The 23,557-nt window shown below is 63.5% G+C and carries 22 protein-coding genes; 10 read left to right on the top strand and 12 right to left on the bottom strand.

Going from position 1 to position 23,557, the window contains the following annotated elements:
• Positions 1–64: 64 nt before the first annotated feature.
• Entirely contained in the window at positions 65–970 is a 906-nt protein-coding gene (gene rimK / locus CAG46_RS19280; protein WP_013970455.1) for a 30S ribosomal protein S6--L-glutamate ligase, read from the bottom strand.
• Positions 967–1,449 carry an ATP-dependent zinc protease gene (locus CAG46_RS19275; protein WP_003257436.1) on the bottom strand — a complete coding sequence of 161 codons (483 nt, stop codon included), beginning with the start codon at positions 1,447–1,449 and terminating at the stop codon, positions 967–969. The genes rimK and CAG46_RS19275 overlap by 4 nt, the downstream gene beginning before the upstream one ends.
• A 109-nt stretch (positions 1,450–1,558) precedes the next feature.
• On the opposite strand from CAG46_RS19275, the gene CAG46_RS19270 reads away from it, so the two are divergent.
• Entirely contained in the window at positions 1,559–1,960 is a 402-nt protein-coding gene (locus tag CAG46_RS19270) for an RNA-binding S4 domain-containing protein (protein WP_013970457.1), read from the top strand.
• A 127-nt stretch (positions 1,961–2,087) separates the two neighbouring features.
• On the opposite strand, the gene CAG46_RS19265 is transcribed toward CAG46_RS19270, so the two are convergent.
• On the bottom strand, positions 2,088–2,882 hold the full coding sequence (locus CAG46_RS19265; RefSeq protein ID WP_085618344.1) for a phosphatase PAP2 family protein: 795 nt from the start codon (positions 2,880–2,882) through the stop codon (positions 2,088–2,090).
• A gap of 120 nt (positions 2,883–3,002) precedes the next feature.
• Between CAG46_RS19265 and hslO the strand changes: the two genes are divergently transcribed.
• The 3 genes from hslO (at position 3,003) to CAG46_RS19250 (ending at position 6,328) form a co-directional block, all read left to right on the top strand.
• Positions 3,003–3,902: an Hsp33 family molecular chaperone HslO gene (hslO, locus tag CAG46_RS19260; protein ID WP_015268604.1), complete on the top strand. Its 900-nt coding sequence runs from the start codon at positions 3,003–3,005 to the stop codon at positions 3,900–3,902.
• 179 nt (positions 3,903–4,081) lie between these two features.
• On the top strand, positions 4,082–5,623 hold the full coding sequence (locus CAG46_RS19255) for a phosphoenolpyruvate carboxykinase (protein ID WP_039614246.1): 1,542 nt from the start codon (positions 4,082–4,084) through the stop codon (positions 5,621–5,623).
• A gap of 264 nt (positions 5,624–5,887) precedes the next feature.
• Complete coding sequence (locus tag CAG46_RS19250; RefSeq protein ID WP_085591836.1) at positions 5,888–6,328, top strand: thioesterase family protein; 441 nt, start codon at positions 5,888–5,890, stop codon at positions 6,326–6,328.
• Positions 6,329–6,383: 55 nt separating this feature from the next.
• On the opposite strand, the gene CAG46_RS19245 is transcribed toward CAG46_RS19250, so the two are convergent.
• The 3 genes from CAG46_RS19245 to fdhD all read right to left on the bottom strand — a co-directional run bounded on the left by CAG46_RS19245 (position 6,384) and on the right by fdhD (position 10,365).
• Entirely contained in the window at positions 6,384–6,866 is a 483-nt protein-coding gene (locus CAG46_RS19245; RefSeq protein ID WP_085599970.1) for a glycine zipper domain-containing protein, read from the bottom strand.
• Positions 6,867–7,183: 317 nt separating this feature from the next.
• Positions 7,184–9,529 (bottom strand): FdhF/YdeP family oxidoreductase, encoded by a 2,346-nt coding sequence (locus CAG46_RS19240; protein WP_085618342.1) that lies wholly within the window; start codon positions 9,527–9,529, stop codon positions 7,184–7,186.
• A gap of 5 nt (positions 9,530–9,534) precedes the next feature.
• Positions 9,535–10,365: a formate dehydrogenase accessory sulfurtransferase FdhD gene (gene fdhD, locus CAG46_RS19235; protein WP_075044326.1), complete on the bottom strand. Its 831-nt coding sequence runs from the start codon at positions 10,363–10,365 to the stop codon at positions 9,535–9,537.
• 187 nt (positions 10,366–10,552) lie between these two features.
• Here fdhD and lysM point away from each other — a divergent pair, with 187 nt between their 5' ends.
• Positions 10,553–10,993 (top strand): peptidoglycan-binding protein LysM, encoded by a 441-nt coding sequence (gene lysM / locus CAG46_RS19230; protein ID WP_023661080.1) that lies wholly within the window; start codon positions 10,553–10,555, stop codon positions 10,991–10,993.
• A gap of 112 nt (positions 10,994–11,105) precedes the next feature.
• Here lysM and yrfG read toward each other — a convergent pair whose 3' ends face one another.
• Positions 11,106–11,768, bottom strand: coding sequence for a GMP/IMP nucleotidase (gene yrfG / locus CAG46_RS19225; RefSeq protein ID WP_085591842.1), 663 nt, complete (start codon positions 11,766–11,768; stop codon positions 11,106–11,108).
• Between the two features lie 64 nt (positions 11,769–11,832).
• Between yrfG and nudE the strand changes: the two genes are divergently transcribed.
• Both nudE and cysQ read left to right on the top strand, forming a co-directional pair.
• Positions 11,833–12,399, top strand: a complete 567-nt coding sequence (nudE, locus tag CAG46_RS19220) for an ADP compounds hydrolase NudE (protein ID WP_015268611.1) — start codon at positions 11,833–11,835, stop codon at positions 12,397–12,399.
• Positions 12,396–13,214, top strand: a complete 819-nt coding sequence (gene cysQ / locus CAG46_RS19215) for a 3'(2'),5'-bisphosphate nucleotidase CysQ (RefSeq protein WP_084785110.1) — start codon at positions 12,396–12,398, stop codon at positions 13,212–13,214. The genes nudE and cysQ overlap by 4 nt, the downstream gene beginning before the upstream one ends.
• Positions 13,215–13,385: 171 nt before the next feature.
• Here cysQ and CAG46_RS19205 read toward each other — a convergent pair whose 3' ends face one another.
• The 4 genes from CAG46_RS19205 to rfbC are packed head-to-tail and all read right to left on the bottom strand — an operon-like array spanning position 13,386 to position 17,646.
• Entirely contained in the window at positions 13,386–13,841 is a 456-nt protein-coding gene (locus CAG46_RS19205) for a YiiD C-terminal domain-containing protein (protein ID WP_085618338.1), read from the bottom strand.
• Positions 13,841–15,247 (bottom strand): sigma-54 dependent transcriptional regulator, encoded by a 1,407-nt coding sequence (locus tag CAG46_RS19200; protein ID WP_025337340.1) that lies wholly within the window; start codon positions 15,245–15,247, stop codon positions 13,841–13,843. The genes CAG46_RS19205 and CAG46_RS19200 overlap by 1 nt, the downstream gene beginning before the upstream one ends.
• A complete protein-coding gene (locus CAG46_RS19195) occupies positions 15,244–17,058 on the bottom strand; it encodes an ATP-binding protein (RefSeq protein ID WP_025337341.1) in 1,815 nt (604 codons plus the stop codon). Before CAG46_RS19195 ends, CAG46_RS19200 begins: the two co-directional genes overlap by 4 nt.
• Before the next feature lie 42 nt (positions 17,059–17,100).
• Positions 17,101–17,646, bottom strand: a complete 546-nt coding sequence (gene rfbC, locus CAG46_RS19190) for a dTDP-4-dehydrorhamnose 3,5-epimerase (RefSeq protein WP_085618336.1) — start codon at positions 17,644–17,646, stop codon at positions 17,101–17,103.
• A gap of 279 nt (positions 17,647–17,925) precedes the next feature.
• On the opposite strand from rfbC, the gene aguA reads away from it, so the two are divergent.
• Both aguA and CAG46_RS29145 read left to right on the top strand, forming a co-directional pair.
• A complete protein-coding gene (aguA, locus tag CAG46_RS19185) occupies positions 17,926–19,032 on the top strand; it encodes an agmatine deiminase (protein ID WP_025337343.1) in 1,107 nt (368 codons plus the stop codon).
• 185 nt (positions 19,033–19,217) lie between these two features.
• Entirely contained in the window at positions 19,218–19,415 is a 198-nt protein-coding gene (locus CAG46_RS29145; RefSeq protein WP_085618334.1) for a hypothetical protein, read from the top strand.
• Between the two features lie 132 nt (positions 19,416–19,547).
• On the opposite strand, the gene CAG46_RS19175 is transcribed toward CAG46_RS29145, so the two are convergent.
• Complete coding sequence (locus CAG46_RS19175) at positions 19,548–21,626, bottom strand: TonB-dependent siderophore receptor (protein WP_085618332.1); 2,079 nt, start codon at positions 21,624–21,626, stop codon at positions 19,548–19,550.
• Between the two features lie 504 nt (positions 21,627–22,130).
• On the opposite strand from CAG46_RS19175, the gene CAG46_RS19170 reads away from it, so the two are divergent.
• Positions 22,131–23,450, top strand: a complete 1,320-nt coding sequence (locus CAG46_RS19170; protein WP_085618330.1) for an OprD family porin — start codon at positions 22,131–22,133, stop codon at positions 23,448–23,450.
• The last annotated feature ends 107 nt before the right edge of the window (positions 23,451–23,557 follow it).

Below are 23,557 nucleotides of genomic sequence, written 5' to 3'. Positions count from 1 at the left end.
CCTGAAGGTCGTGGTAATCCTGTGGGAGCTGGCTTGCCGGCGATAGGGCCGGTACAGGCTTGAATCAGCCCTTACCCTTGGTCCGAGTCTGATTAGGCCCGCCATTCTTCTCCAGATGCTCGATGATCATGGCGGCCACGTTCTTGCCGGTGGTCACTTCAATCCCCTCCAGCCCCGGCGACGAGTTCACCTCCATCACCAGCGGCCCGTGGTTGGAGCGCAGGATATCCACACCCGCCACACTCAAGCCCATCACCTTGGCCGCGCGAATGGCGGTCATGCGTTCTTCCGGGGTGATCTTGATCAGGCTGGCCACCCCACCGCGGTGCAGGTTGGAGCGGAATTCCCCCGGCTTGGCCTGGCGCTTCATCGACGCGATGACCTTGTCGCCGACCACGAAGCAGCGGATATCCGCGCCACCCGCTTCCTTGATGTATTCCTGCACCATGATGTTCTGCTTCAACCCCATGAACGCCTCGATCACCGATTCGGCGGCCTTGGTGGTTTCGCACAGCACCACGCCGATGCCCTGTGTACCTTCCAGCACCTTGATCACCAGCGGGGCGCCGTTGACCATCTGGATCAGGTCGGGGATGTCGTCCGGCGAGTGGGCGAAGCCGGTAATCGGCAGGCCGATGCCGCGCCGCGACAGCAGTTGCAGCGAGCGCAGCTTGTCGCGGGAGCGGGCTATCGCTACCGACTCGTTGAGCGGATACACACCCATCATCTCGAACTGGCGCAGCACCGCGCAGCCATAGAAGGTCACCGAGGCACCGATGCGCGGGATCACCGCGTCGAAGCCTTCCAGCGGCTTGCCGCGGTAGTGGATCTGCGGCTTGTGGCTGGCAATGTTCATGTAGGCCCGCAGGGTATCGATCACCACCATTTCGTGGCCCCGCTGGGTACCGGCTTCGACCAGGCGGCGGGTGGAATACAGACGCGGATTGCGCGACAGCACAGCGATCTTCATGCAGCACCTGTGGCAGTAGAAAGGGTGGCCGGGAAGGCCGGTTTGTCTTGTACGTATTTGAGGCCAGGGTTGACCACCAGCTGGCCATGGATCAGGGCCTTGGAACCCAGCAACAGGCGATAACGCATGTTCTTGCGGCAGGCCAGGGTGAACTCCACCTCCCACACACCATCGCCCAGGGCCAGTGACGTGCGGATGACATAGCGGGTCTGGGCCTGGCCGTTGGAGCTCTTGATGGTTTTCATGGTCACCAGCGGTGCCTCGCAGCGGCGGTGGCGCAACTGCACCACCGAGCCCAGGTGTGCGGTGAAACGGACCCAGGGCTGGCCGTCGCGCTCGAACGGTTCCACCTCGGTGGCGTGCAGGCTGGAGGTGCTGGCGCCAGTGTCGATCTTGGCGCGCAGCCCGGCCACGCCAAGGTCGGGCAGGGCGACCCACTCGCGCAGGCCGATCACAGTCAAATGGTCAAATGTCTTCACGAAACGCACCCTGCGGATGAGGTGGTGAACTGTAAGCACGGCGGGGATTTTTTGCATCCGATCGTTACGGTAGTACAGTTCGATGAAACACAGCGTTCGAGGTAACGGGATGGCACAAAAAGCCGAAGACGACGATAAGGTCCGCCTGGACAAATGGCTGTGGGCGGCACGCTTCTACAAGACCCGCGCGCTGGCCAAGGCGGCGATCGAGAGCGGCAAGGTGCATTGCCGGGGTGAGCGCTGCAAGCCGGGCAAGGAGCCGCGGGTGGGTGACGAGTTCGTGCTGCGCACCGGGTTCGACGAGCGCACCGTGGTGGTGAAGGCTCTGTCGGTAGTGCGGCGTGGGGCGCCAGAGGCGCAGACGTTGTACGAGGAGACCGAGGACAGCGTGCGCCGGCGTGAGCAGGCGGCGGAACTGCGCAAGGCCGGGGCGATGGGCGTGACCACCGATGGGCGGCCGACCAAGAAGCAGCGGCGGCAGATTCACCAGTTGCATGGGAGCTTCGAATAGCCGGGGCCGCTTTGCGGCCCATCGCCGGCAAGCCAGCTCCCACGGGTACTGCGCAAGCCCTGAAACTTGTGCAATCCCTGTAGGAGCGGCCTTGTGTCGCGATGGGCTACGCAGTAGCCCCAAGGATCTAGCGGGTCACCGCCAAGCGCCCGACCAACGGTAACTTGGCCGCTATCGCGAACAACGGCGCCGTCCAGCGCATCAGCACCGCGCTCCCCTTGGCCGCCAGCGGCGTGTAGCAGCTCCAGCCCAACGCCAGCACCGCCATCAGCAGCCCGCCGATGTAGTCATCCTGCCCCCAGTGGGCTCCGGCCACCAGGCGCGGCAACATGAACAACACCGCCAGCCCCCAGACCACCAGATACTGCACCAGGCGGCGGCTGAACACGCTCATGAACAGCGCCCAGACCAGCAGCACCGAGGCATGATCCCCCGGGAAACTCTTGCTGGAACGGTCCTTGAGCTCCCAGGCCGCCTCCAGGTTCGGATAGTAGTCGCTGAGGTGCACCACCTCGTCGAACATCATCGAAGGGCTCTTGTGCTGCCAGCCGGCTGCATCCACCCACTTGGAAAACAGCGCGCGAATCACCACTAAGAGGATTAGCGTGACCAGGAAGCCGAAAAAGGCCTGGCGCACCTGGGATGCCTTGAACACCCAGTCGCCACGAATAAGCACTGCCAGAAGGATCAGGCCGACGACGATGTCGAATGGGCGCAGGCTACCGACGGTCCAGATGTAGCGCCAGGTGGTGTTGTCGGCCAGCGGCGCATTCAGGCTGTGGAACAGCCACTCGTCGAAAGTCAGGCACAAGATCTGGCCAATGGGCCATAACCAGAAACACAGTAGAGCGATAGGAAGCAGCGTACAGGCTGCCAATGGCCCCCAGGACCACCTTGCTTGGAACAGTGGTCGATTGTCCATAAAATACCTCTATTGCAAACAGGAATCGGAGCGCCTTGTGAGCGCTCTGTCACGGGGTTCTCGGATGATTCCGACAACCCTTGTAACCATTTTGTCATCATTTTCAGATAGCCAAAACCTATGAGCGACTTGCCTGATACCGATTTCACCCAACGTTTCATCTTCGACGAGCGCGATGTGCGCGGCGAGTGGGTGTCTCTCGATGACAGCTACGCCGCGGTGCTGGCGCGTCATGAGTACCCGCAGCCGGTGCAGGCACTGCTGGGCGAGCTGATGGCCGCCACCGCCTTGCTGGTGGGGGCGCTGAAGTTCGACGGCCTGCTGATTCTGCAGGCGCGTTCCGCAGGGCCGATCCCGCTGTTGATGGTCGAATGTTCCGGTGACCGGGACATCCGTGGCATGGCCCGCTACGAAGCGGACCAGATCCCGGCGGATGCGACCCTGTCGCAGCTGATGCCCGACGGCCACCTGACCCTGACCATCGATCCGGTCAAGGGCCAGCGCTACCAGGGCACTGTCGACCTCGACGGCGCCACCCTGTCGGAGTGCTTCACCAACTACTTCGTCCAGTCGCAACAGCTCAACACGCGCTTCTGGCTCAACGCCGAAGGCGGCAAGGCTCGTGGCCTGCTGCTGCAGCAACTGCCGCGCGATCGCCAGCCGGACGATGAAGAGCGTGAAGAAAGCTGGCAGCACGTTGTGGCATTGGCCACCACGCTCAAGGCTGATGAGTGGGCGCTGGACAACGAAACCCTGCTGCACCGCCTGTACCACGAAGATGCCGTGCGCCTGTTCGATATCCAGCCGCTGCGCTTCAATTGCAGCTGCTCGCGCGAACGTTCCGGCAATGCGCTGGTCAGTTTGGGCGAGCACGATGCCAAGGCGCTGGTGGAAGAATGCGGCGGGCAGGTGGAGATCGATTGCCAGTTCTGCAACGAGCGCTATTTCTTCGACGCCAGCGATGTGGCGCAACTGTTTGCCGGTGGCGGCACTGACGTAGCCTCAGAAACTCGTCACTGAAACGTTTAACTACAGGACAATCTCCTGTCGAATTGCGCAAAAGCGCAGTTCTGACAGGAGGGGCCTACTTTTTTTGGGCGTTTCTGGCATAATCCGGCCACTTTTTTCGCTGTAGTAGTTTTTTCAAGACAACTACAAAACGTTTGGAGCACTCGGCCTCGGGCCGGATGGGGTATCTCATGACGCAAGCCAACAACACCGTGTACACCGACCTGAGCGTCGATGAGCTGGTAAAAGAAGCGCTGCAACGCGGTGAAGGCGTACTAGCCGATACTGGCGCACTGGTCGTGGAGACCGGTCACCGTACTGGCCGTTCGCCGGCTGACCGTTTCATCGTCGAAGAGCCTTCCACCCAGGACGCCATTTCTTGGGGCCCGATCAACCGCAAGTTCCCGGCCGACAAGTTCGATGCCCTGTGGGACCGCGTCGAGGCGTTCAACAACGCCCAGGATCACTTCGTTTCCTACGTTCACGTAGGGGCTGCCGCCGAGCACTACCTGCCGGTGAAGATGACCACCCAGACTGCCTGGCAGAACCTGTTCGGCCGTTGCCTGTTCATCAACCCGGAGCAGTACAACCCGGCTGGCCGTGGCGAGTGGCAGGTCCTCAACGTCGCCAACTTCGTGTGCGAGCCTGAGCGTGACGGCACCAACTCCGATGGTTGCGTGATCATCAACTTCGCCCAGAAGAAGGTGCTGATCGCTGGCATGCGCTACGCCGGCGAAATGAAGAAAGCCATGTTCTCGGTGCAGAACTTCCTGCTGCCGGCTGCCGACGTGCTGCCAATGCACTGCGCCGCCAACATCGGCGAAGCAGGCGATGTGACCCTGTTCTTCGGCCTGTCCGGCACCGGCAAGACTACCCTGTCGGCCGATGAAAGCCGTTACCTGATCGGTGACGACGAGCACGGCTGGGGCGAGGGCGTGGTCTTCAATATCGAAGGCGGCTGCTACGCCAAGTGCATCGACTTGTCCGAGAAGAACGAGCCGGTCATCTGGAAAGCCATCAAGCATGGCGCCGTGCTGGAAAACGTCGTACTCGACGCCAACAAGCACGCCGACTACACCGATGTCAGCCTGACCCAGAACAGCCGTGCGGCCTACCCGCTGGAGCACGTTGCCAAGCGTTCCGAAGCGAACCTGGGCGGCGAGCCGAACGCAGTCATCTTCCTGACCTGCGACCTGACTGGTGTTCTGCCTCCGGTTTCGATCCTGAACAACGAGCAGGCGGCCTACCACTTCCTGTCCGGCTACACCGCGCTGGTCGGTTCCACCGAAATGGGTTCGGGCAGCGGTATCAAGTCGACCTTCTCCACCTGCTTCGGCGCACCGTTCTTCCCGCGCCCGGCTGGCGAGTACGCCGAGCTGCTGATCAAGCGTATCAAGGGCTTCGACTCGAAGGTCTACCTGGTCAACACCGGCTGGACCGGCGGTGGCTACGGCGTTGGCAAGCGCTTCAGCATCCCGACCACCCGTGCCGTGATCGCTGCGATCCAGAGCGGCGCGCTGATCGGTGCCGAAACCGAGCACCTGGACATCATCAACCTGGACGTGCCGAAGGCCGTTCCGGGCGTTGATACCGAGCTGCTCAACCCGCGCACCAACTGGGCTGACAAGGCTGCCTACGACGAGGCCGCCAAAGGCCTGGCCAAGCTGTTCATCGAAAACTTCAAGAAGTTCGAAGTTTCCGACGCCATCAAGGCCGCTGGCCCGCAGCTGTAAGCTGCGCCCGCCCGCAACGAGAAAGCCGCCCCTTGGGGCGGCTTTTTTGTTCCTGTGAATTAGCGCGGTCATTGTGGGAGCGGCCTTGTGTCGCGAAAGGGTCGCAAAGCGGCCCCGGCAATATCAGCGTGATGCCCAATTCCCTGGGGGCGCTTCGCACCCCTTTCGCGACACAAGGCCGCTCCCACAGGGGATAGCGGGCAGCGGAAATCCGGTTTTTCTGTTTCACTGTCAGCATCCATTGCGAAGACAAGAGCCAGCCAGATGACCGAATCCCCTCAGCGCACTGCCTTCTCCCACTTCCACCCCATCCTCACCCGCCCCCAGGACAATGACCTGAACGGCCACATCGCCGGTGCCACCGTGCACGGCTTCTTCGAAACCGCCATCCAGGCGTTCCTCGTCGAACAGGCCGACCTGGACCTGCGTGACGGCGAGCTGGCGGCCTTCGTGGTCAGTTCGGCGGCGGATTTCTACGCGCTGCCAGGCTTCCCGGACGTGCTGGAAGTGGGGCTGGGGGTGGCACGCCTGGCGGGCAGTACGGTGGAGTACCGCCTGGCCCTGTTCCGCCCAGGCGAGCCGGAGGCGTGTGCGGCAGGCACGGTGGTGCAGGTGTTCATCGAACGCGCCAATGGCCGGCCAGTGGCATTGCCAGAGGCGCTGCAGGTGATCCTGTCTGGTGTACTGCTGGAACAGCAGGCATAAAAAAGCCCCGCTGGCAGGGGCGGGGCTTTTGTTGCCGGGGCAAGGCCCTCAGGCGTTAGTCGCGCCAGTGGCGCTTGTGCTTGCGATGGCCGTAGTGGTGGCCACGGTCCCAGTGGCGGCGGTCGTCGTCATAGCCACGACGGTAGCGGCGGCCTTCGTGGTAATCGTCTCTGTCGGCCTCTTTACCCAGGTAGTTACCCAGTGCGCCACCGGCACCACCGCCGGCTGCTGCGCCAATGTAGCTACCGGTAGTGCCGCCCACGGAGCGGCCGACCACGTTACCGCCTGCTGCGCCCAGCGCGCCGCCGATAGCGGCTTCGCCGCGCTGACGCTTGTCGGCACCCAGGGCACCGCCAGCCGCGCCGCCCAGGCCGGCACCAATGGCGCCGCCGGTGCTACCACCGATGGAGTTGCCCACCACGGAGCCCAGTACCCCACCCAATGCGCCGCCAATGCCGGCCTCGGTGGTGCCGCCTGCCATGGCAACGCCGCTGAGCAAGCTGAAAGACAACAACAGTATCGAGGAGTACTTCTTCATCAAGAGAGCCTCATAAGGATGACGGGGCGATTTTTGAGCCTTGCAGGCACGCCTGGCAACGGAAATCCGACGAGTAACACGAGTTGTACACAATTCTCTAACTTACTGTATTTACTGTGAAACTTTATCGTTTTTTCGCTGTCTGAGACCTTTATGACGAAGCCCTGAACCGCTATGGAACAGGGCTTTTTTGATTTTTGCGCAGGGGCTTCCGGCCTCTTCGCGGGTAAACCCGCTCCCACAGGGATACCACCGCTCTCAGTCCTTGAGTTGCCTCTGTGGGAGCGGGTTTACCCGCGAAGAGGCCAACACCGTTCCTACAGGATGCGCCCGTCGTCCCGCGCCCGCTCCAGCTTGATGGCAATGAACTTCGACGTCGGCGTATGGCTGCCATCGCCAATGCTTTCCAGCGGCACCAGCGGGTTCACCTCCGGGTAGTACGCCGCCGCCTGCCCGGCCGGGATGTCGAAGGCCAGTAGGGTGAAGCCGTGCACACGGCGCACATGCTCATCCCCCCACAGCGACACGATGTCGACCTGCTGCCCCGGCTGGAAGCCCAGGCGAATGATGTCGGCTTCGTTGGCGAATAGCACCTCGCGCTGGCCACGCACGCCACGGTAGCGGTCGTCCAGGCCGTAGATGGTGGTGTTGTACTGATCGTGCGAGCGCATTGACTGCATGATCAGGTCAGGCACCTGCCCGCTGGCGCGTACACGCTCGTCGAGCAGCGTGTCGGGCAGCAGGTTGGCCTTGAAGTTGGCGCGGCCGGTGCTGGTATTCCATTCGCGGCTGGCAGCGCTGTTGCCCAGGTAGAAACCGCCCGGCTCGCGCAGGCGCTGGTTGAAGCCGCTGAAGCCAGCGATGGTGTCGCCGATCAGCTCGCGGATACGGTCGTAGTCAGCCACCAGCCAGTGCCAGTCCACGGGCTTCTTGCCCAAGGTGGCAGCGGCGATACCGGCGATAACCGCTGGCTCCGAGCGCATCTGCGTCGACAGCGGCTTCAGCTGGCCATTGGAGGCGTGGACCATGCTGAACGAGTCCTCTACCGTTACCGCCTGTGGCCCTTCTGCCTGCAGGTCGATGTCAGTGCGCCCCAGGCACGGCAGGATCAGTGCCTGCTTGCCGTGCACCAGGTGGCTGCGGTTGAGCTTGGTGCTGATGTGCACGGTCAGCTCGCAGTTGCGCAGTGCCTGGGCGGTGCGCTCGGTGTCCGGCGTGGCCTGGGCGAAGTTGCCGCCCAGGCCGATGAACACCTTGGCCCGGCCATCGAGCATGGCGTGGATCGCCTCGACGGAGTTGTGGCCGTTGTGCCGGGGCACGGGGAAGCCGAAGCGCTGCTCGATGGCGTCCAGCAGGGCCACCGGCGGGCGCTCGTTGATGCCCATGGTTCGGTCACCCTGCACGTTGCTGTGACCACGCACCGGGCACAGGCCTGCGCCTGGCACGCCGATATTGCCGCGCAGCATCTGCAGGTTGACGATTTCCTGAATGGTCGGCACAGAGTGGCGGTGCTGGGTAATGCCCATCGCCCAGCACATGATCACCCGCTTGCCACGGCAGTACATGCGCGCGGCCAGTTCGATGTCGGCCAGCGCCAGGCCGGACTGGGCCTGGATGTGCTCCCACGGGGTGGCATCCACTACCGCCAGGTAGTCGTCGACGCCATGGCCATGTTCGGCGATGAAGGCGTGGTCGAAGACTGCCGGTTCGCCGTTGGCCTGGGCTTCGCGTTCCCATTGCAGGACGAACTTGGCCATGCCGCGCAGCAGCGCCATGTCGCCGCCCAGGGCCGGGCGGAAGAATGCGGTGTTGGTCGGCCGGTCGCTGTTGGTCAGCATTTCCAGCGGGTTCTGCGGGTGCTGGAAGCGCTCCAGGCCACGCTCCTTGAGCGGGTTGATGCACACCACCTGGGCACCGCGCTTTACCGCATCGCGCAGCGGGTCGAGCATGCGCGGGTGGTTGGTACCGGGGTTCTGGCCCCAGACGAAAATCGCGTCGGCGTGCTCGAAGTCGTCGAAGGTGACGGTGCCCTTGCCGACCCCGACGCTTTGCCCCAGGGCCACGCCACTGGCCTCGTGGCACATGTTCGAGCAGTCGGGGAAGTTGTTGGTGCCGTAGGCCCGCACGAACAGTTGGTACAGGTACGCAGCTTCGTTGCTGGCGCGCCCCGAAGTGTAGAACTCGGCCTGGTCAGGGCTGGCCAGCTTGTTCAGCTCGCGGGCGATCAGGGTGAAGGCGGCGTCCCAGCTGATCGGCTGGTAGCGGTCGCTGGGCGCGTCGTAGACCATCGGCTCGGTCAGGCGCCCCTGGTACTCCAGCCAGTAGTCGCTCTGCTGCAGTAGCGACGTGACGCTGTAGCGGGCGAAAAAGGCGGCATCGACGCGGCGCTTGGTCGCCTCCCAGTTCACTGCCTTGGCACCGTTCTCGCAGAACTTGACCATGCCGCTTTCCGGCGAGTCGCCCCATGCACAGCCGGGGCAGTCGAAACCGCCGTTCTGGTTGGTCTTGAGCAGCGCGCGAATGTTCTTCAGCGCGTTATCGCTGCCGACCCAGGCCTTGGCCACGCTGCGCAGCGCGCCCCAGCCACCGGCGGGGCCGTGGTAGGGCTTGTAGCGAGGGGAGGAGGCTGGGGCGTTGTCCGGGAGGTGTTGGTACGAGGTCACGACTGTTACGACTCCGCCGCTGGGCTGTAGACCCGCGGTGCGCTGTGCTTGGGCAGATGGATAAGGTTGAGGTTGTGCTTGCGCGCCCATTGCAGGGCAAGGCCGGTGGGCGCCGACAGGCTTACCAGGGTCTGGATACCGGCCCGCAGCACCTTCTGGATCAGCTCCAGGCTGCAGCGGCTGGTGACGATGGCCAGGCCACCCTGGCTGTCGATGCCTTGGCGCAGCAAGGCGCCGATCAGCTTGTCGAGGGCGTTGTGCCGGCCGATGTCTTCGCGGCCGAGCAGCAGTTCGCCGTGGCGGTCCATGAACAGCGCCGCATGCACCGCGCCGCAGTGCTGGCCGAGGGGCTGGAAGGCATCGATGCGCTCACGCAGGCCGACCAGCCATTGCGCCGGTGGCAAGGGTGCGCCAGGCAGCTTGGCCAGCTCTGGCAGTGCCTGCTCCAGCGCTTCGACCCCGCACAGGCCGCAACCACTGGTGCCGGCCAGCTGGCGGCGCTGGTTTTTCAGGTTCCAGAACGCACGGCTGGAAATCTCCAGGTCGGCATACATTGCCGAGCCGCTGCCGGAGAGTTTCAGGTCGTAGATTTCCGTGGTGCCTTCCACTATGCCGCTGCCGACACTGAAGCCGACGGCGAAGTCTTCCAGGTCGGTGGGGCTGACCAGCATCACCGCCTGGTTCAGGCCGTTGTAGACAATGGCCAGGGCCACTTCTTCGGCCAGGGGCGTGCTGTCGCGTCTGGCGTCATTGAGCTGGACGTAATCGTAGGTGTTGCTGGCGGCGGGCATGGTCAAGGGCGATGAGGCCGCGCAGACCGGAGGTTTGCTGTTCATCGGGGCTGACTTTTCATCGGGGCTATCGGCAGCTTTCAGATAGCACAAGCCTAGGCGTGCGGGCCGGCGGCGTCTAATCGCTAGGGTCTATGCCTTGATAGACCGCGTCGATTGGTCGCATGGGGGCGCCAGGGGAAAAGCTGGCCTAGACTGCTGTGTCCGAGGTTTCGTCAACAAGGAGAGCGCTATGAGCTTGTTCAGTTTCGTCAAGGAAGCGGGCGAGAAGTTGATCGACCTGCTGACCCCCGGCAATGCCAATGCCGAAGAGCAGCTGAAGAAACACGTGGAAAGTGTCGGCCTGGGCAACCCGAATATCACGGCCACTGTAGAGGGAGACACGATCATCCTCAAGGGTGAGGTGGCCAGCCAGGAGGAGAAGGAGAAGATCATCCTGGCGGCGGGCAACGTCGCTGGCGTGGCCAGTGTCGATGACCAGATCACCGTGACCGGACCGGTGGCCCAGGCCGCGCGGTTCGTGACGGTGGAGAAGGGTGATACGTTGAGCGCCATTTCGAAGAAGGTGTATGGCGACCCCAACAAGTACCAGAAGATCTTCGAGGCCAACAAACCGATGCTCAAGCACCCGGACAAGATCTATCCGGGGCAGGTGTTGCGTATTCCTGACTGATCTCTGCAGCCTGTACCGGCCCTATCGCCGGCAAGCCAGCTCCCACAGGATTATCACAGGCCTGAGGGCCTGCGAGGTACATGTGGGAGCTGGCTTGCCGGCGATAGGGCCCTCACAAGCCTGCCAACAATTCCCGGTAATCCTCGACCGCCGCAAACTCCGCGGTATCCCGCGGCCCTGCCTGGCTATCCGGCTGGCGCACCGCCAGCAGATGCCCCACGCCAAACCGTCGCGCACTGCGCAGAATCGCCAGGGTGTCATCGATGAACAGGCTGCGCTCCGGTTCAAAGCCGATGTCCGCCTGCAATGCGTCCCAGAACTGCGGGCTTTCCTTCGGGTAGCCATAGTCATGCGAGCTGATCAGCCGTTCGAAATACGGCGCCAGCTCCACCCGCTCCAGCTTCAGCGACAGCGAATCCCGGTGCGCATTGGTGATCATCACCACGCGCTTGCCCGCGTCGCGGATAGCGGCAAGGAAAGTATCGGCATCCGGGCGCAGGGCGATCAGGTCGGCGATTTCCTGTTTCAGCTCGCGGATCGGCAGCCGCAGTTCGCGGCTCCAGAAGTCCAGGCAATACCAGTTCAGCGTGCCGGCATTGCGTTCGAACAGCGGCTGCAGCTCCATTTCCGCCATGGCCCGGCTCACCCCGTGCAGCTCGGCATAGCGCTGGGGCAGGTGGTCCAGCCAGAAGCGGTTGTCGTAATGCAGGTCGAGCAGGGTGCCATCCATGTCCAGCAGGACGGTATCGATGGCGGACCAGGGAAGAACAGGCATGGGAAACTCTCGATCAGTCGGCAAGCCACGGTATAGTAACCCGTTCACGCCAAGGAGCCGCCCCATGCGCCAGAAACCCACCGTCCTCAGCCGCGAAATCGTCGCCAGTAGCCGCCTGTTTCGCGTCGAAGCCGTGCAATTGCGCTTCAGCAATGGCAACGAGCGTACCTACGAGCGCCTGGTGGGCCGGGGTAATGGCTACGGCGCGGTGATGATCGTGGCCATGCTCGATGCCGAGCACGCGGTGCTGGTGGAGGAATACTGCGGCGGCACCGACGAATACGAGCTGTCGCTGCCCAAGGGCCTGATAGAGCCGGGCGAGGACGTGCTGGCGGCAGCCGACCGGGAGCTCAAGGAAGAGGCCGGTTTTGGCGCGCGCCAGCTGGAGCACCTGACCGAGCTGTCGCTGTCGCCGGGCTACATGAGCCAGAAGATCCAGGTGGTGCTGGCCAGCGATCTCTACGAGGAGCGCCTGGAGGGCGACGAGCCGGAGCCGATGCGGGTCGACAAGGTCAACCTGCGCGAACTCTCGGCCCTGGCCATGCACCCACAGTTCACCGAGGGGCGTGCCCTGGCGGCGCTGTACCTGGCGCGTGACCTGCTGATTCAGCGGGGGCTGCTGGAAGCATGAACGACCTGCAATTGATGCACGAAGTGGTCAAGCTGGCCCTGTTGGCGGGCGAGGCGATCTTGCCGTTCTGGCGCGCCGATGTGGCCGTGACCAACAAGGCCGACGATTCGCCGGTCACCGCCGCCGACCTGGCGGCGCACCGGGTGATTGCCGATGGCCTGCTGGCGCTGGCGCCGCAGATCCCGGTGCTGTCCGAAGAGGACTGCAACATTCCGCTGGCCGAGCGTCAGGGCTGGAGCCGCTGGTGGCTTGTCGACCCGCTGGACGGCACCAAGGAATTCATTGCCGGCAGCGAAGAGTTCACGGTCAACATCGCCCTGGTCGAAAACGGCGAGGTGGTGTTTGGCGTTGTTTCCATGCCGACCAACGGGCGCTGCTACTTCGGTGGTCGCGGGTTGGGCGCCTGGCGTGCGGAAGCGGGTGAGGCCGCCCAGGCGATCCAGGTACGCAATGCGCCGCCGGCGGGTGGGCGTTTCACCGTGGTTGCCAGCCGTCGCCATTCCAGCCCGGAACAGGAAGCCTTGTTGGCCGGGTTGGGGGCTGCGGTGGGTGAGCTGGAGCTGGCCAATATCGGCAGTTCGTTGAAGTTCTGCCTGTTGGCCGAGGGCAGCGCCGATTGCTATCCGCGCCTGGCACCGACCTCGCAGTGGGATACCGCGGCGGCGCAGGGCGTGGTGGAAGGGGCTGGTGGGGAGGTAATCGGGCTGGATGGCTTGCCGTTCCGGTACCCGGCGCGGGAGTCGTTGCTCAACCCGCATTTCCTGGCATTGCCGGCAAATGCTGCGTGGCGCCAAGCCTTTCTGAGCCTGATCTGATCGCCGCTTCGGCACGATCTTGTGGGAGCGGCCTTGTGTCGCGAAAGGGCCGCAGCGCGGCCCCAGTGTTCATAGTTCGCCGCCTATTTTTCTGGGGCCGCTTTGCGGCCCTTTCGCGACACAAGGCCGCTCCCACAGGGATCGTGCCAGCCTGTTACCAAGTGGTCCGTGTCAGCGGTGCAGCACGTACTGGCCGCTGAAGGTAACAGCAGGCTCGTTACTACCGGCATTGCTCACCGTGGTCTCCAGCGTCAACCGTGCCCGCCCGCGGCGCTGGTACATGGTCAAGAACCGCTCCCAGGTCTTTTCATCCGGCGCCGCACAGCGCGCCACCGCCGCCCCGGTAACCGGCAGCGGATAACTGATCTGCCCTTCCTGGATGACGATATGCCCGTCATCAATCCCCAGCTCGCGCAGGCGCAGGTGCAGCCAGCCCCAACCCACCAGCACCGCGGCGCAGTACAGGCTGCCGCCGAACATGGTGCTCTTGTGGTTGACGTTGGCCGCCAGCGGCAATTGCAGGCGCAGGGTGTGCTGCTGCCAATCGAGCACTTCCAGGCCCATTTCGCGGGTCAGGGGGATGTCGCCGTGCAGGACGGACTGCAAGTACTGGCTATCGGTGTTCATTAACGGTTGTCCTCTTGATCGTCATGCCCGCCGCTACCGCCGTCGAAGCTCAAGCCATGCTTGCGCAGCTTGTCGTGGAGGGTCTTGCGGGGGATGCCCAGCGCCTCGGCCAGGCTGCGCATGGAGCTGTGTGGCTGGGCCAGTTCGGCAGCGATCAGCGAGCGTTCGAACTGCTCGACCTGTTCGCTGAGGTTGCCGCTCGGCATCGGTACCGCAGGCATTGCCGCAGGTGGCGCCTGGCCGTCCAGGGCCAGTTCCAGGCCAAGCGCGAAACGCTCGGCGGCGTTCTGCAGCTCGCGTACGTTACCGGGCCAGTCGTGACGCAGCAGCATGGCGCGCTGGGCCGGCTGCAAGGCGTGTGGCGGCAGGCCATGGCGCTGGCTGGCGGCGTCGGCGAAGTGCTGGAACAGCACCAGGATGTCATCGCCGCGTTCGCGCAGCGGTGGAATACGCAGCGGCGCCACGTTCAGGCGGTAATACAGGTCGGCGCGGAAACGCCCCTGGTCGGCTGACTGGCGCAGGTCCTCCTTGGTCGCGGCGATGATGCGGATGTCCAGCGGGATCAGCTGGTTGCCACCCAGGCGCTCGACCACCCGTTCCTGCAACATGCGCAGCAGTTTCACCTGCACATCCAGGCTCATGCTCTCGATTTCGTCGAGGAACAGCGTGCCACCGTTGGCGAACTCGAACTTGCCGATGCGGCGTTTCTGCGCGCCGGTGAACGCCCCAGGCTCATGGCCGAACAGCTCGCTTTCGACCACCGACTCGGCCAGTGCGCCGGCGTTGATCGCCACGAACGGCCCGTCGCGGCGGCTGGACAGGTCGTGCAGGGCGCGGGCCACCACCTCTTTGCCGGCACCGGTCTCACCCAGGATCAGCACATCGGCGCGGGTGCCGGCCAGGGCGCCGATCTGCTCGCGCAGGCGCTGCATGGACGGCGACTGGCCCACCAGGCGGGTGGCCAGTTGCTGGCGATCGCTCAGGGCCAGGCGCAAGCTGCGGTTGTCCAGCACCAGGCGGCGCAGGGCCAGGGCGCGGCGCACGCTGTCCAGCAGGGCGTCGCTGGCAAAGGGCTTTTCCAGGAAGTCATAGGCGCCGGCGCGCATCGCCTGCACCGCCAGCGGCACATCGCCGTGGCCGGTGATCAGCAGCACCGGCAGTTCGTTGTCACGACCGTGCAGTTGTTCCAGCAGTTGCAGGCCATCGATGCCCGGCATGCGGATGTCGCTGACCACCACCCCGGGCCAGTCGGCCTCGATGCGTTCGGCCAGGCCCTGGGCATCGGCCAGGGCGACCACCTTGAGCCCGGCCAGGTCCAGGGTCTGGCTCAGGGCCTGGCGCAGGTGCGGGTCATCATCGACCAGGATGACCTGGGCTCGGCTGTCGATCAGTGTCTCGGTGGTCATGCCGAGGGGTCCTCCGAATTGGGCAAAGTAGCGCCAGGCGCGGCCACACGCAGCTGCAGGGTCAGCAGTGCGCCACCTTCCGGGTGGTTGGCCAGCAGCAGTTCACCGCCCAGGGCGCGCATCAGGCTTTCGCAGATGGCCAGGCCCAGGCCCAGGCCCTGGGTGCGGGTCTTGGTGGTGAAGAACGGCTCCTTGGCGTGCTCCAGGGCCTGGCGGCTGAAGCCGGGGCCGTTGTCGCGAATGTACAGGTAGACGCAGTCATCGCGCTGCTCGGCACTTAGCCACAGGCGGCGCGGGTTGGCCTTTTCGGTCAGGGCGTCGAGGGCATTGGCCAGCAGGTTGCCAAGCACCTGGCGCAGGCGGGTCTCGCCGGCCTGTACCCACAAGGTGGCTTCCGGCAGGTCGCGGATCAGCTCGACGGCCATCGCCCGGCGGCGCTTGGCCAGCAGCGCCAAGGCATCGTCCAGGGCCGGCTGCAGGGCCACGCTCTCCGGGGCATGGCGGTCACGGCGGGCGAAAGCGCGCAGATGGGCGATGATCGAGGCCATGCGCCCCGTCAGCTCGCCGATCAGCTTGAGGTTGCCGCGGGCGTCTTCGGTACGCTGGTGGTCGAGCAGGATCTCGGCGTTTTCCGCGTAGCTGCGGATGGCGGCCAGCGGCTGGTTGAGTTCGTGGCTGATGCTGGCCGACATGGTGCCGAGCACCGACAGCTTGCCGGCCTGCACCAGTTCGTCCTGGGCGCGTACGGCCTCCTGTTGGGCGTTCTCGCGCTCCAGCACGGCGCTCTTGAGCCGGGTGTTCAGGCCTTCGAGGTCGGCGGTGCGCTCGGCCACGCGTTTTTCCAGTTCCTGGCGGCCACGTGCCTCGAAGTCGATGCGGTCGATGTAGTGACGGCGCCGCTGCATCACCAGGCCGGCCAGCAGCATCAGCACCAGCAGGGTGCCAGCGCCGATGGCCATCACGGTTTGCACCGAACGGTCGACCAGCATGCGCGGGGCGAGGATGCTGACCTGCCAGCCGGTTTCCTTGATGTCGCGGGTCTGGCTGATCCAGGCGTCCTGGTTGAGCACCAGCGGTTGCGGGGCCTGGGTCGGGTAGGGCTGGATGGCGATGATGGCCTGGCGCTCGGCCTCGGTCAGCGCGCGGGTCGCGCGGAAGCGCCAGTCGGGCCGCGAGGTCAGGATGACCACGCCATTGTGGTCGGTCAGCAACAGCTGCTCGGGGGTGCGGCCCCACAAGGTTTCGGTGTGGTCGAGGTCGACCTTGACCACCAGTACGCCAACGATGCGTTCACGGTCTCGCACGGCGGCGGCGAAGAAGTAACCGCGCTTGGCCGATGTGGTGCCCTGGCCAAAGAAGCGCCCCAGGCGGCCGGCCATGGCTTCGTTGAAGTAGGGGCGGAAGGCGAAGTTGCGGCCGACGAAGCTGTCGCGCTTGTCCCAGTTGGAGGCAGCCAGGGTGTTGCCGCTGACGTCCATCAGGTACATCACCTCGGCGCCAGTCTGCTGGACGATGTCCTTGAGCAGGCGGTTGGCGTTGGTCACCGCTTCCAGGCGGAACGGGTCGGCCAGCACCCCGCGCAGCGCCGGCAGGTCGCCGAGAATCTGCGGCAAGGTTTCGTAGCGGTGCAGGGTGCCGAGCAGGTTGGCGACGTACAGGTCGAGGGTCTGGCGGTTCTGCGAGGCCAGTTCTTCCTGGTAGTAACGTTCGGCCAGGTGATGCAGGGGCCACAGTAACGGGGCCAGGCACAGGGCCAACAGGGCCAGGCTGCGCCAGCGGGGACGGCGTGGGGGCGTGGGTTTTGCAATCATCACGTAAAGGCGCCAGAAAAGTCTGCCGCAATTATGCGCTAGTTAAGGCAGCAGTTCCGCCTCTGCCAGCGGCAGGCCGCGCTTGTCCTTGTCCGACAGCACTGGTGGCTGCTGCAGCCCCCAGTCGATGGCCAGCGTCGGGTCATCCCAGCGAATGCAGCGGTCGGCGCCCGGGTTGTAGTAGTCGGTGGTCTTGTAGAGAAACTCGGCCGACTCGCTCATCACCGCAAAGCCATGGGCGAAGCCGGGCGGAATCCACAACTGGCGATGGTTGTCGGCCGACAGCTGCACCGCGACCCATTGGCCGAAGGTTGGCGAGCTCTTGCGCACGTCCACGGCAATATCACGGATTTCCCCCTGCACCACGCGCACCAGCTTGCCTTGGGTGTTTTCTACCTGATAGTGCAGACCACGCAGTACTCCCTTGATGGAGCGCGATTGGTTGTCCTGGACGAACTCGACATTCACGCCGGTTTGCCGGGCGAACTCACGGGCGTTGAACGCCTCGAAGAAAAAACCACGGCTGTCACCAAAAATCTTTGGCTCGATGATCAGTACTTCAGGGATCGCGGTAGGGATGATGTTCATGGCGGTTCGCTGGCCCGTTTTGCACATGTATTGACCCTAGCCGGTCTGGCCGTTTTTTCCGCCTAGGGCTTCAACGGCATTCACAAGGGCTGTCTATGGTAGAGGTCGTGCCGCTTTGGTTCTCGGCCAAGGTTGCGTATGTTTCGATTGTTATCGATTTACTAGCGGTATTAGCTCATAGATTTCCCGATTATCGGGCTTCAAATATCGATATATATCGGTTATAAATTGACAAACGCCCCAGCACAGTCCGGCTCAGGGCCATCACAGAGGTCAACCATGAAAACCCTCAACTCCACTCCCCGTGCCGATGGTTTCCACATGCCCGCCGAGTGGGCCCCGCAAACCCAGGTGTGGATGGTCTGGCCGGAGCGCCCGGACAACTGGCGCCTGGGCGGCAAGCCGGCGCAGGCTGCCCATGTGACCCTGGCCAAGGCCATTGCCCGCTTCGAGCCGGTAACCGTCGCGGTTTCCGCTGGCCAGTACGAAAATGCCCGTCGTCAGCTCGACCAGCCGAACATCCGCGTGGTCGAGATCAGCAACGACGACGCCTGGGTGCGTGATACCGGCCCGACCTTCGTCATCAACGACCAGGGGGAAGTGCGTGGCGTGGACTGGGGCTTCAATGCCTGGGGCGGCTTCGACGGCGGCCTGTACGCACCGTGGAACCGCGACGAGGAGCTGGCGGCCAAGGTCCTGGAAATGGAACGCTGCCAGCGCTACCACACCGAAGGTTTCGTGCTCGAGGGTGGCTCGATCCACGTGGACGGCGAAGGCACCGTGATAACCACCGAAGAGTGCCTGCTCAATCGCAACCGCAACCCGCACCTGAACCGCGAGCAGATCGAAGCGGTGCTGCGCGACCAGCTGGCGGTGGACACCGTGGTCTGGCTGCCGGATGGCCTGTACAACGACGAAACCGATGGCCACGTCGACAACTTCTGCTGTTACGTGCGCCCGGGCGAAGTGTTACTAGCCTGGACCGATGATTCCAACGACCCCAACTATGCACGCTGCCATGCCGCCATGGAGGTGCTGAAGAACACCCGCGATGCCAAGGGCCGTGAATTCATCGTGCACAAGATGCCGATCCCGGGCCCGCTGTTCGCCACCGCCGAAGAGTGTGCCGGTGTCGATCAGGTGGCCGGCAGCCAGGAGCGTGACCCGTCGGTGCGCCTGGCCGGCTCGTACGTGAACTTCCTGATCGTCAACGGCGGCATCATCGCGCCAAGCTTCGACGACCCGGCAGATGCCGAGGCCAGAGCGATTCTGGCGAAGATCTTCCCCGACCACGAGGTGGTGATGATCCCAGGTCGCGAGTTGTTGTTGGGCGGTGGCAACATCCACTGCCTGACCCAGCAGCAGCCGGCACCGGTCAAGCGTTGAGCGCACGGTGAATGAAGGGGCCCGTCAGATGACGGGCCTTTTTTGTTTCCGGGGCCGTCCGCAGGCCTGTGCTGGCATATGTTTTGTATTGTTTTCAGTCAGATAGCTCGGCCACGCCGCGCTCTCGGATCTGTAACAATCCTTACGTAGATTAGCCGCTCACGGGCCAGGGAGTACGTGTAGAGATGAACGCAGCAAGTGAGTCGGCTTTGCGCCCATCGGCAGTGAATCACCAATCGCTCAGGCTTGTGGCGAAGTGGTTGAAACACCATGGAAGCATCAGGGTCAGGACGACCGACCCACAACGTCTGCTTGCCGGACGATACCCCCAAGGGCTGATCAGCGAAGCAGAAATGCAGGCGCTGATGGCGGTGTGGCACTGATCGATTGCTTAAACCTGTGCTGGCCCCTTCGCGGCTAAAGCCGCTCCCACAGGTACCCCACTGGGCTCGATACATGTGGGGTACCTGTGGGAGCGGCTTTAGCCGCGAAGAGGCCGGCACAGGCAATAAAGATCAGAAGCTGTAGCTGCCAGTCACCACCAGGCTACGCGGGTCACCCACCTCGATCTGCGCCGCGCTGGTCGCCGAGCTGTAATAGGTCTTGTCGGCAATGTTGCTCAGTGCCGCCCGCACATCCCAGTCCTGCGTGCGGTACCCCGCCAATGCATCCCAGCGGCCATACCCCGGCAGCACCGTGGTGTTCTGGTTGTCCGCATATCGCTCGCCCACCAGCGTCAGGCCGGTTTCGGCGTACCAGCCCAGTTCCGGTTTCCAGGTCACGAACAGGCTGCCGTTGCGCTTGGCCACGTCATTGATGCGGTTGCCTTCCTGGCCGTTGTTGTCCTTGACGATGGTTGCGTCCTGCAGGCCGATGCCCCCGCGCACGTACCAGTTGCCAACGATGTTGCCGGTGGCGGTCAGCTCGATACCGCGCGAACGCTGCATGCCGCTGAGCAAGATGTTTTCCGGGACAAGCGGGTCGCGGGTGCGGCGGTTGTACAGTTCCAGCTCGTAGATGGCCAGGGTGGTGGTCAGGCGCTGGTCGAGCCAGTCGCTCTTCACGCCGATTTCCTTCTGGCGGGTTTCTTCCGGCTTGGCGTCGTTACCGTTGCCCTTTGCGCCTGGGGTGATGCCGATCAGGCCACCGCCAACCGGCGAGAAGGTCTTGCTCCACGAAGCGTAGAACGAATGGTCGCGCCACGGTGTGTAGACCACACCCAGGCGTGGGCTGGTGCTGTTGCTGTCCTGTGTTTCGCTCAGGCCATCCTTGTTGGTGGTCTGCACGTCGAACTGGTCGAAGCGTACGCCGGCAAGTACCTGCCACTGATCGTTCAAGCGGATCTGGTCTTGCAGATAAAGGCCGCGGCTATCGACCACGGTATGGTTGTCACTAAACACTGTCATCGGGCCATTGAGCTGCTGGTCGCGGCCGGGCTTGCCCAGGCCCTGCAGCTTCTGGTCGACCGCTTTGTACAGCACCGGGTCGCGCTTCTGGTTGCCGAACTCCAGGCCCAGCAACAGCTTGTGCTCCAGGCCCAGGGTGTCGAAGTCGCCCTCGGCCTCCAGGGTGTTGAACAGGTTGCGGGTGTTCAGGTCCTGCTGCCAGCGCTGGCGGGTCAAGGTGTCGGTGCTGGCGTCGTAGCCCGTGACATAGGTGTTGTCGAACTCACTGTCGAGCTTGAACAGGCCCAAGGTATGGCGCAACTGCCAGGTTTCGTTCAGCTGGTAGTTAAGGCGCGAGCGCAGCGACTGAGCGCGGTCATCGATGTAGTCGCGTTGGGTGTCGCCATAGGTGGTGCTGCGGCTGACATCTGCCGGGCGGCCGTTGACCCCGGGGATGCCACGGTCCGGGGTGCGGTTGTAGCGGCTGTATTCGTATTGCACCAGCCAGTTCAGGTCGGGGGTGACCTGCCAGCTGATCGACGGGGCGAACAGCTGGCGGCTGCCGTCGATGCCGTCGCGGAAGCTGTTGTTGTCCTGGTTGCCCATGTTCAGGCGCAGGCTGACGGTGTCGCTGGGGTCGGCACTGAGGTCGGCATACAGACTGCGCAGGTCTTCGCTGCCGGCCTGCGCCTCGATGCTCGAACGGCGGCCGTGCTCCGGCGCCTTGCTTACCCGGTTGACGATACCGCCCTGGCTGCCACGGCCATAAAGCACCGCTGCCGGCCCCTTGAGCACTTCGACCCGCTCGATGTTATGCAGGTCGCGGATGTACTGGCTGTCGTCGCGAATGCCGTCCAGGTAGAAGTCGTTGCTGGCTTCGAAGCCGCGGATGCGCACGCTGTCGAAGCGGGTGTCGGCACCGCTGCTGACGTTGGGGATGCCTTCCAGCGCCTTGCCCAGGGTGTTGCTGCCGTAATCCAGCACGTTGACGGTCTTCACCGTGTCGATGGCCTGCGGCACATAGCGTACCGGCGTCGAGGTGCGGGTCGCGGTGCTTACCTCCTTGACCCGCGGGTTGTCCTCTTCGCGCTCGCTGTCGGCGGTTACCGACAGTTCCGGCAGGGTGGTGGTGGCGGCACTGGCCAGGCTGGCGCCGAACAGCAGCGACAGGCCAAGCGTCAGGGGTGAAAGACGGCAGGGTACAAGCATGGGCACATCCGGATCGAGCAGGTGAAAAAGAGGTGCGGATGGTAATGCTTGTTATTTGCTCTTGCTTGAGTATTTGTAAAGGGTTGTCATTACATCTGTGTCAGTTTGTTACGGTCGCTGCTGCGCCGCGTTTCCGTGCAGGAGCAGCCTTGTGCTGCGAAAGCGCCCTCACCGGAAATTGTCCGTTCGATCAAAAGGCTATTTCCTACACAAGATAAATTGTCCGCTGATAGCGCAACCCTGCATGGAAATGCACCAGACCCACAGGAAATTTTGGTTATATCAACCTGCATTTCACGACTTTTTGACATTTGTAATCGCACACGGCTAGGATTCGGCCAACGCCTGCTGGCCATGATCTTGGCCATGCTGCTGCCAGAGGCCGCCGTGTGATTACCGGCAGGCCTTCCAGTCTGGATCCGCATAGCGTCGAACCTACGAAGGGGCGTTGGTTCCTGGCGTCATATTGCAGAGCGTTTTTGATTAAGAAATAAGGAAAACAACATGTTGAAAACCAGGATCAGCCTGGTCGCCCTGGCGATGGTCGCCGCGACCCAGGCACAGGCCAATGATCAGGCCGACAGCAAAGGCTTCATCGAGGACAGCCACGCCAACGTCCTGCTGCGTAACGCCTACATCAATCGTGACAAGAAGCACGGCACCGACGACCAGATCGAATGGGGCCAGGGCGTCATCGCCAACTTCTCCTCCGGCTTCACCCAGGGCACCGTCGGTGTCGGCGTCGATGCATTCGGCCTGTACGCCGTGCGTCTGGACGGCGGCAAGGGCCACAACGGTGGCGCCGGTGTCGACTTCTTCAAGCCTTCGGACTTCAAGGACGAGAACGGCAACGCCAACTCGCCGCACAACCTGGCCCGTGGTGGCGCTGCAGTGAAGTTCCGCATCTCCAACACCGTGCTCAAGTACGGGGACCAGATGCCGGCACTGCCAGTGCTGCAGTACGACGACGCCCGTCTGCTGCCAGAAAGCTTCACCGGTACCCTGATCACCTCCAAAGAGATCCAGGGCCTGGAACTGAACGCCGGCCGCTTCACCCAGGAAGCGCGCAAGAGCGCCGAGCGCCGTGACGGTGGTGGCCTGAAGTCGATCAACGTCCTCGGTGGTAGCTACAAGTTCACCGACAACTTCACCGCTTCGCTGTACACCGCCGACAACGAAGACGTGATGAAGAAGCACTACCTGGGCCTGAACTACGTCTTCCCGATTGCCAACGACCAGTCCCTGACCCTGGACTTCAACGGCTACAAGTCGGACATCGACAACAAGTTCGTCAAGAGCGCCAAACTCAACGGCGACTCCAACACCATCTGGAGCCTGGCAGCTACCTACGCGTTCGGTGCGCACTCGTTCACCATCGCCCACCAGCGCAGCACCGGCAGCACCGGCTACAACTACGGCTGGTACCAGAACGAGGGTGGCGTGGGTGACGGTGGTTCGACCATCTACCTGGCCAACTCGTACTGGTCCGACTTCAACGCCGAAGACGAGCGCTCCTGGCAGCTGGGCTACGGCCTGGACTTCGGTGCCTACGGCATCCCGGGCCTGACCTACAAGCTGGCCTACGTGGTGGGTGACAACATCAACACCCGCAACGTCGACAACCCGCAGGGCTTCGGTGAAGGTAAAGAGCGCGAGATCTTCAACCAGATCCGTTACGTGGTGCAGGACGGCCCGGCCAAGGACCTGTCGATCAAGCTGCGTAGCTCGTTCGTGCGTACCAACAACGCCGTGCAGCAGAACGGTTACAACGACGACGGCAACGAAGTCCGCGTATTCGTCGAGTACCCGATCAGCATCTTCTGATCCTGATCTGATGGCCTAGGGGCTGCTTTGCAGCCAATCGCGACACAAGGCCGCTCCTACATGAGATTGCGTACTCCTGTAGGAGCGGCCTTGTGTCGCGAAAGGGC

Origin of the sequence: Pseudomonas sp. B23(2017) (genome assembly GCF_002113725.1) — a bacterium.
Classification (GTDB): Bacteria; Pseudomonadota; Gammaproteobacteria; order Pseudomonadales; family Pseudomonadaceae; genus Aquipseudomonas; species Aquipseudomonas putida_Z.
This window is presented reverse-complemented; position numbering and strand designations above follow the sequence as displayed.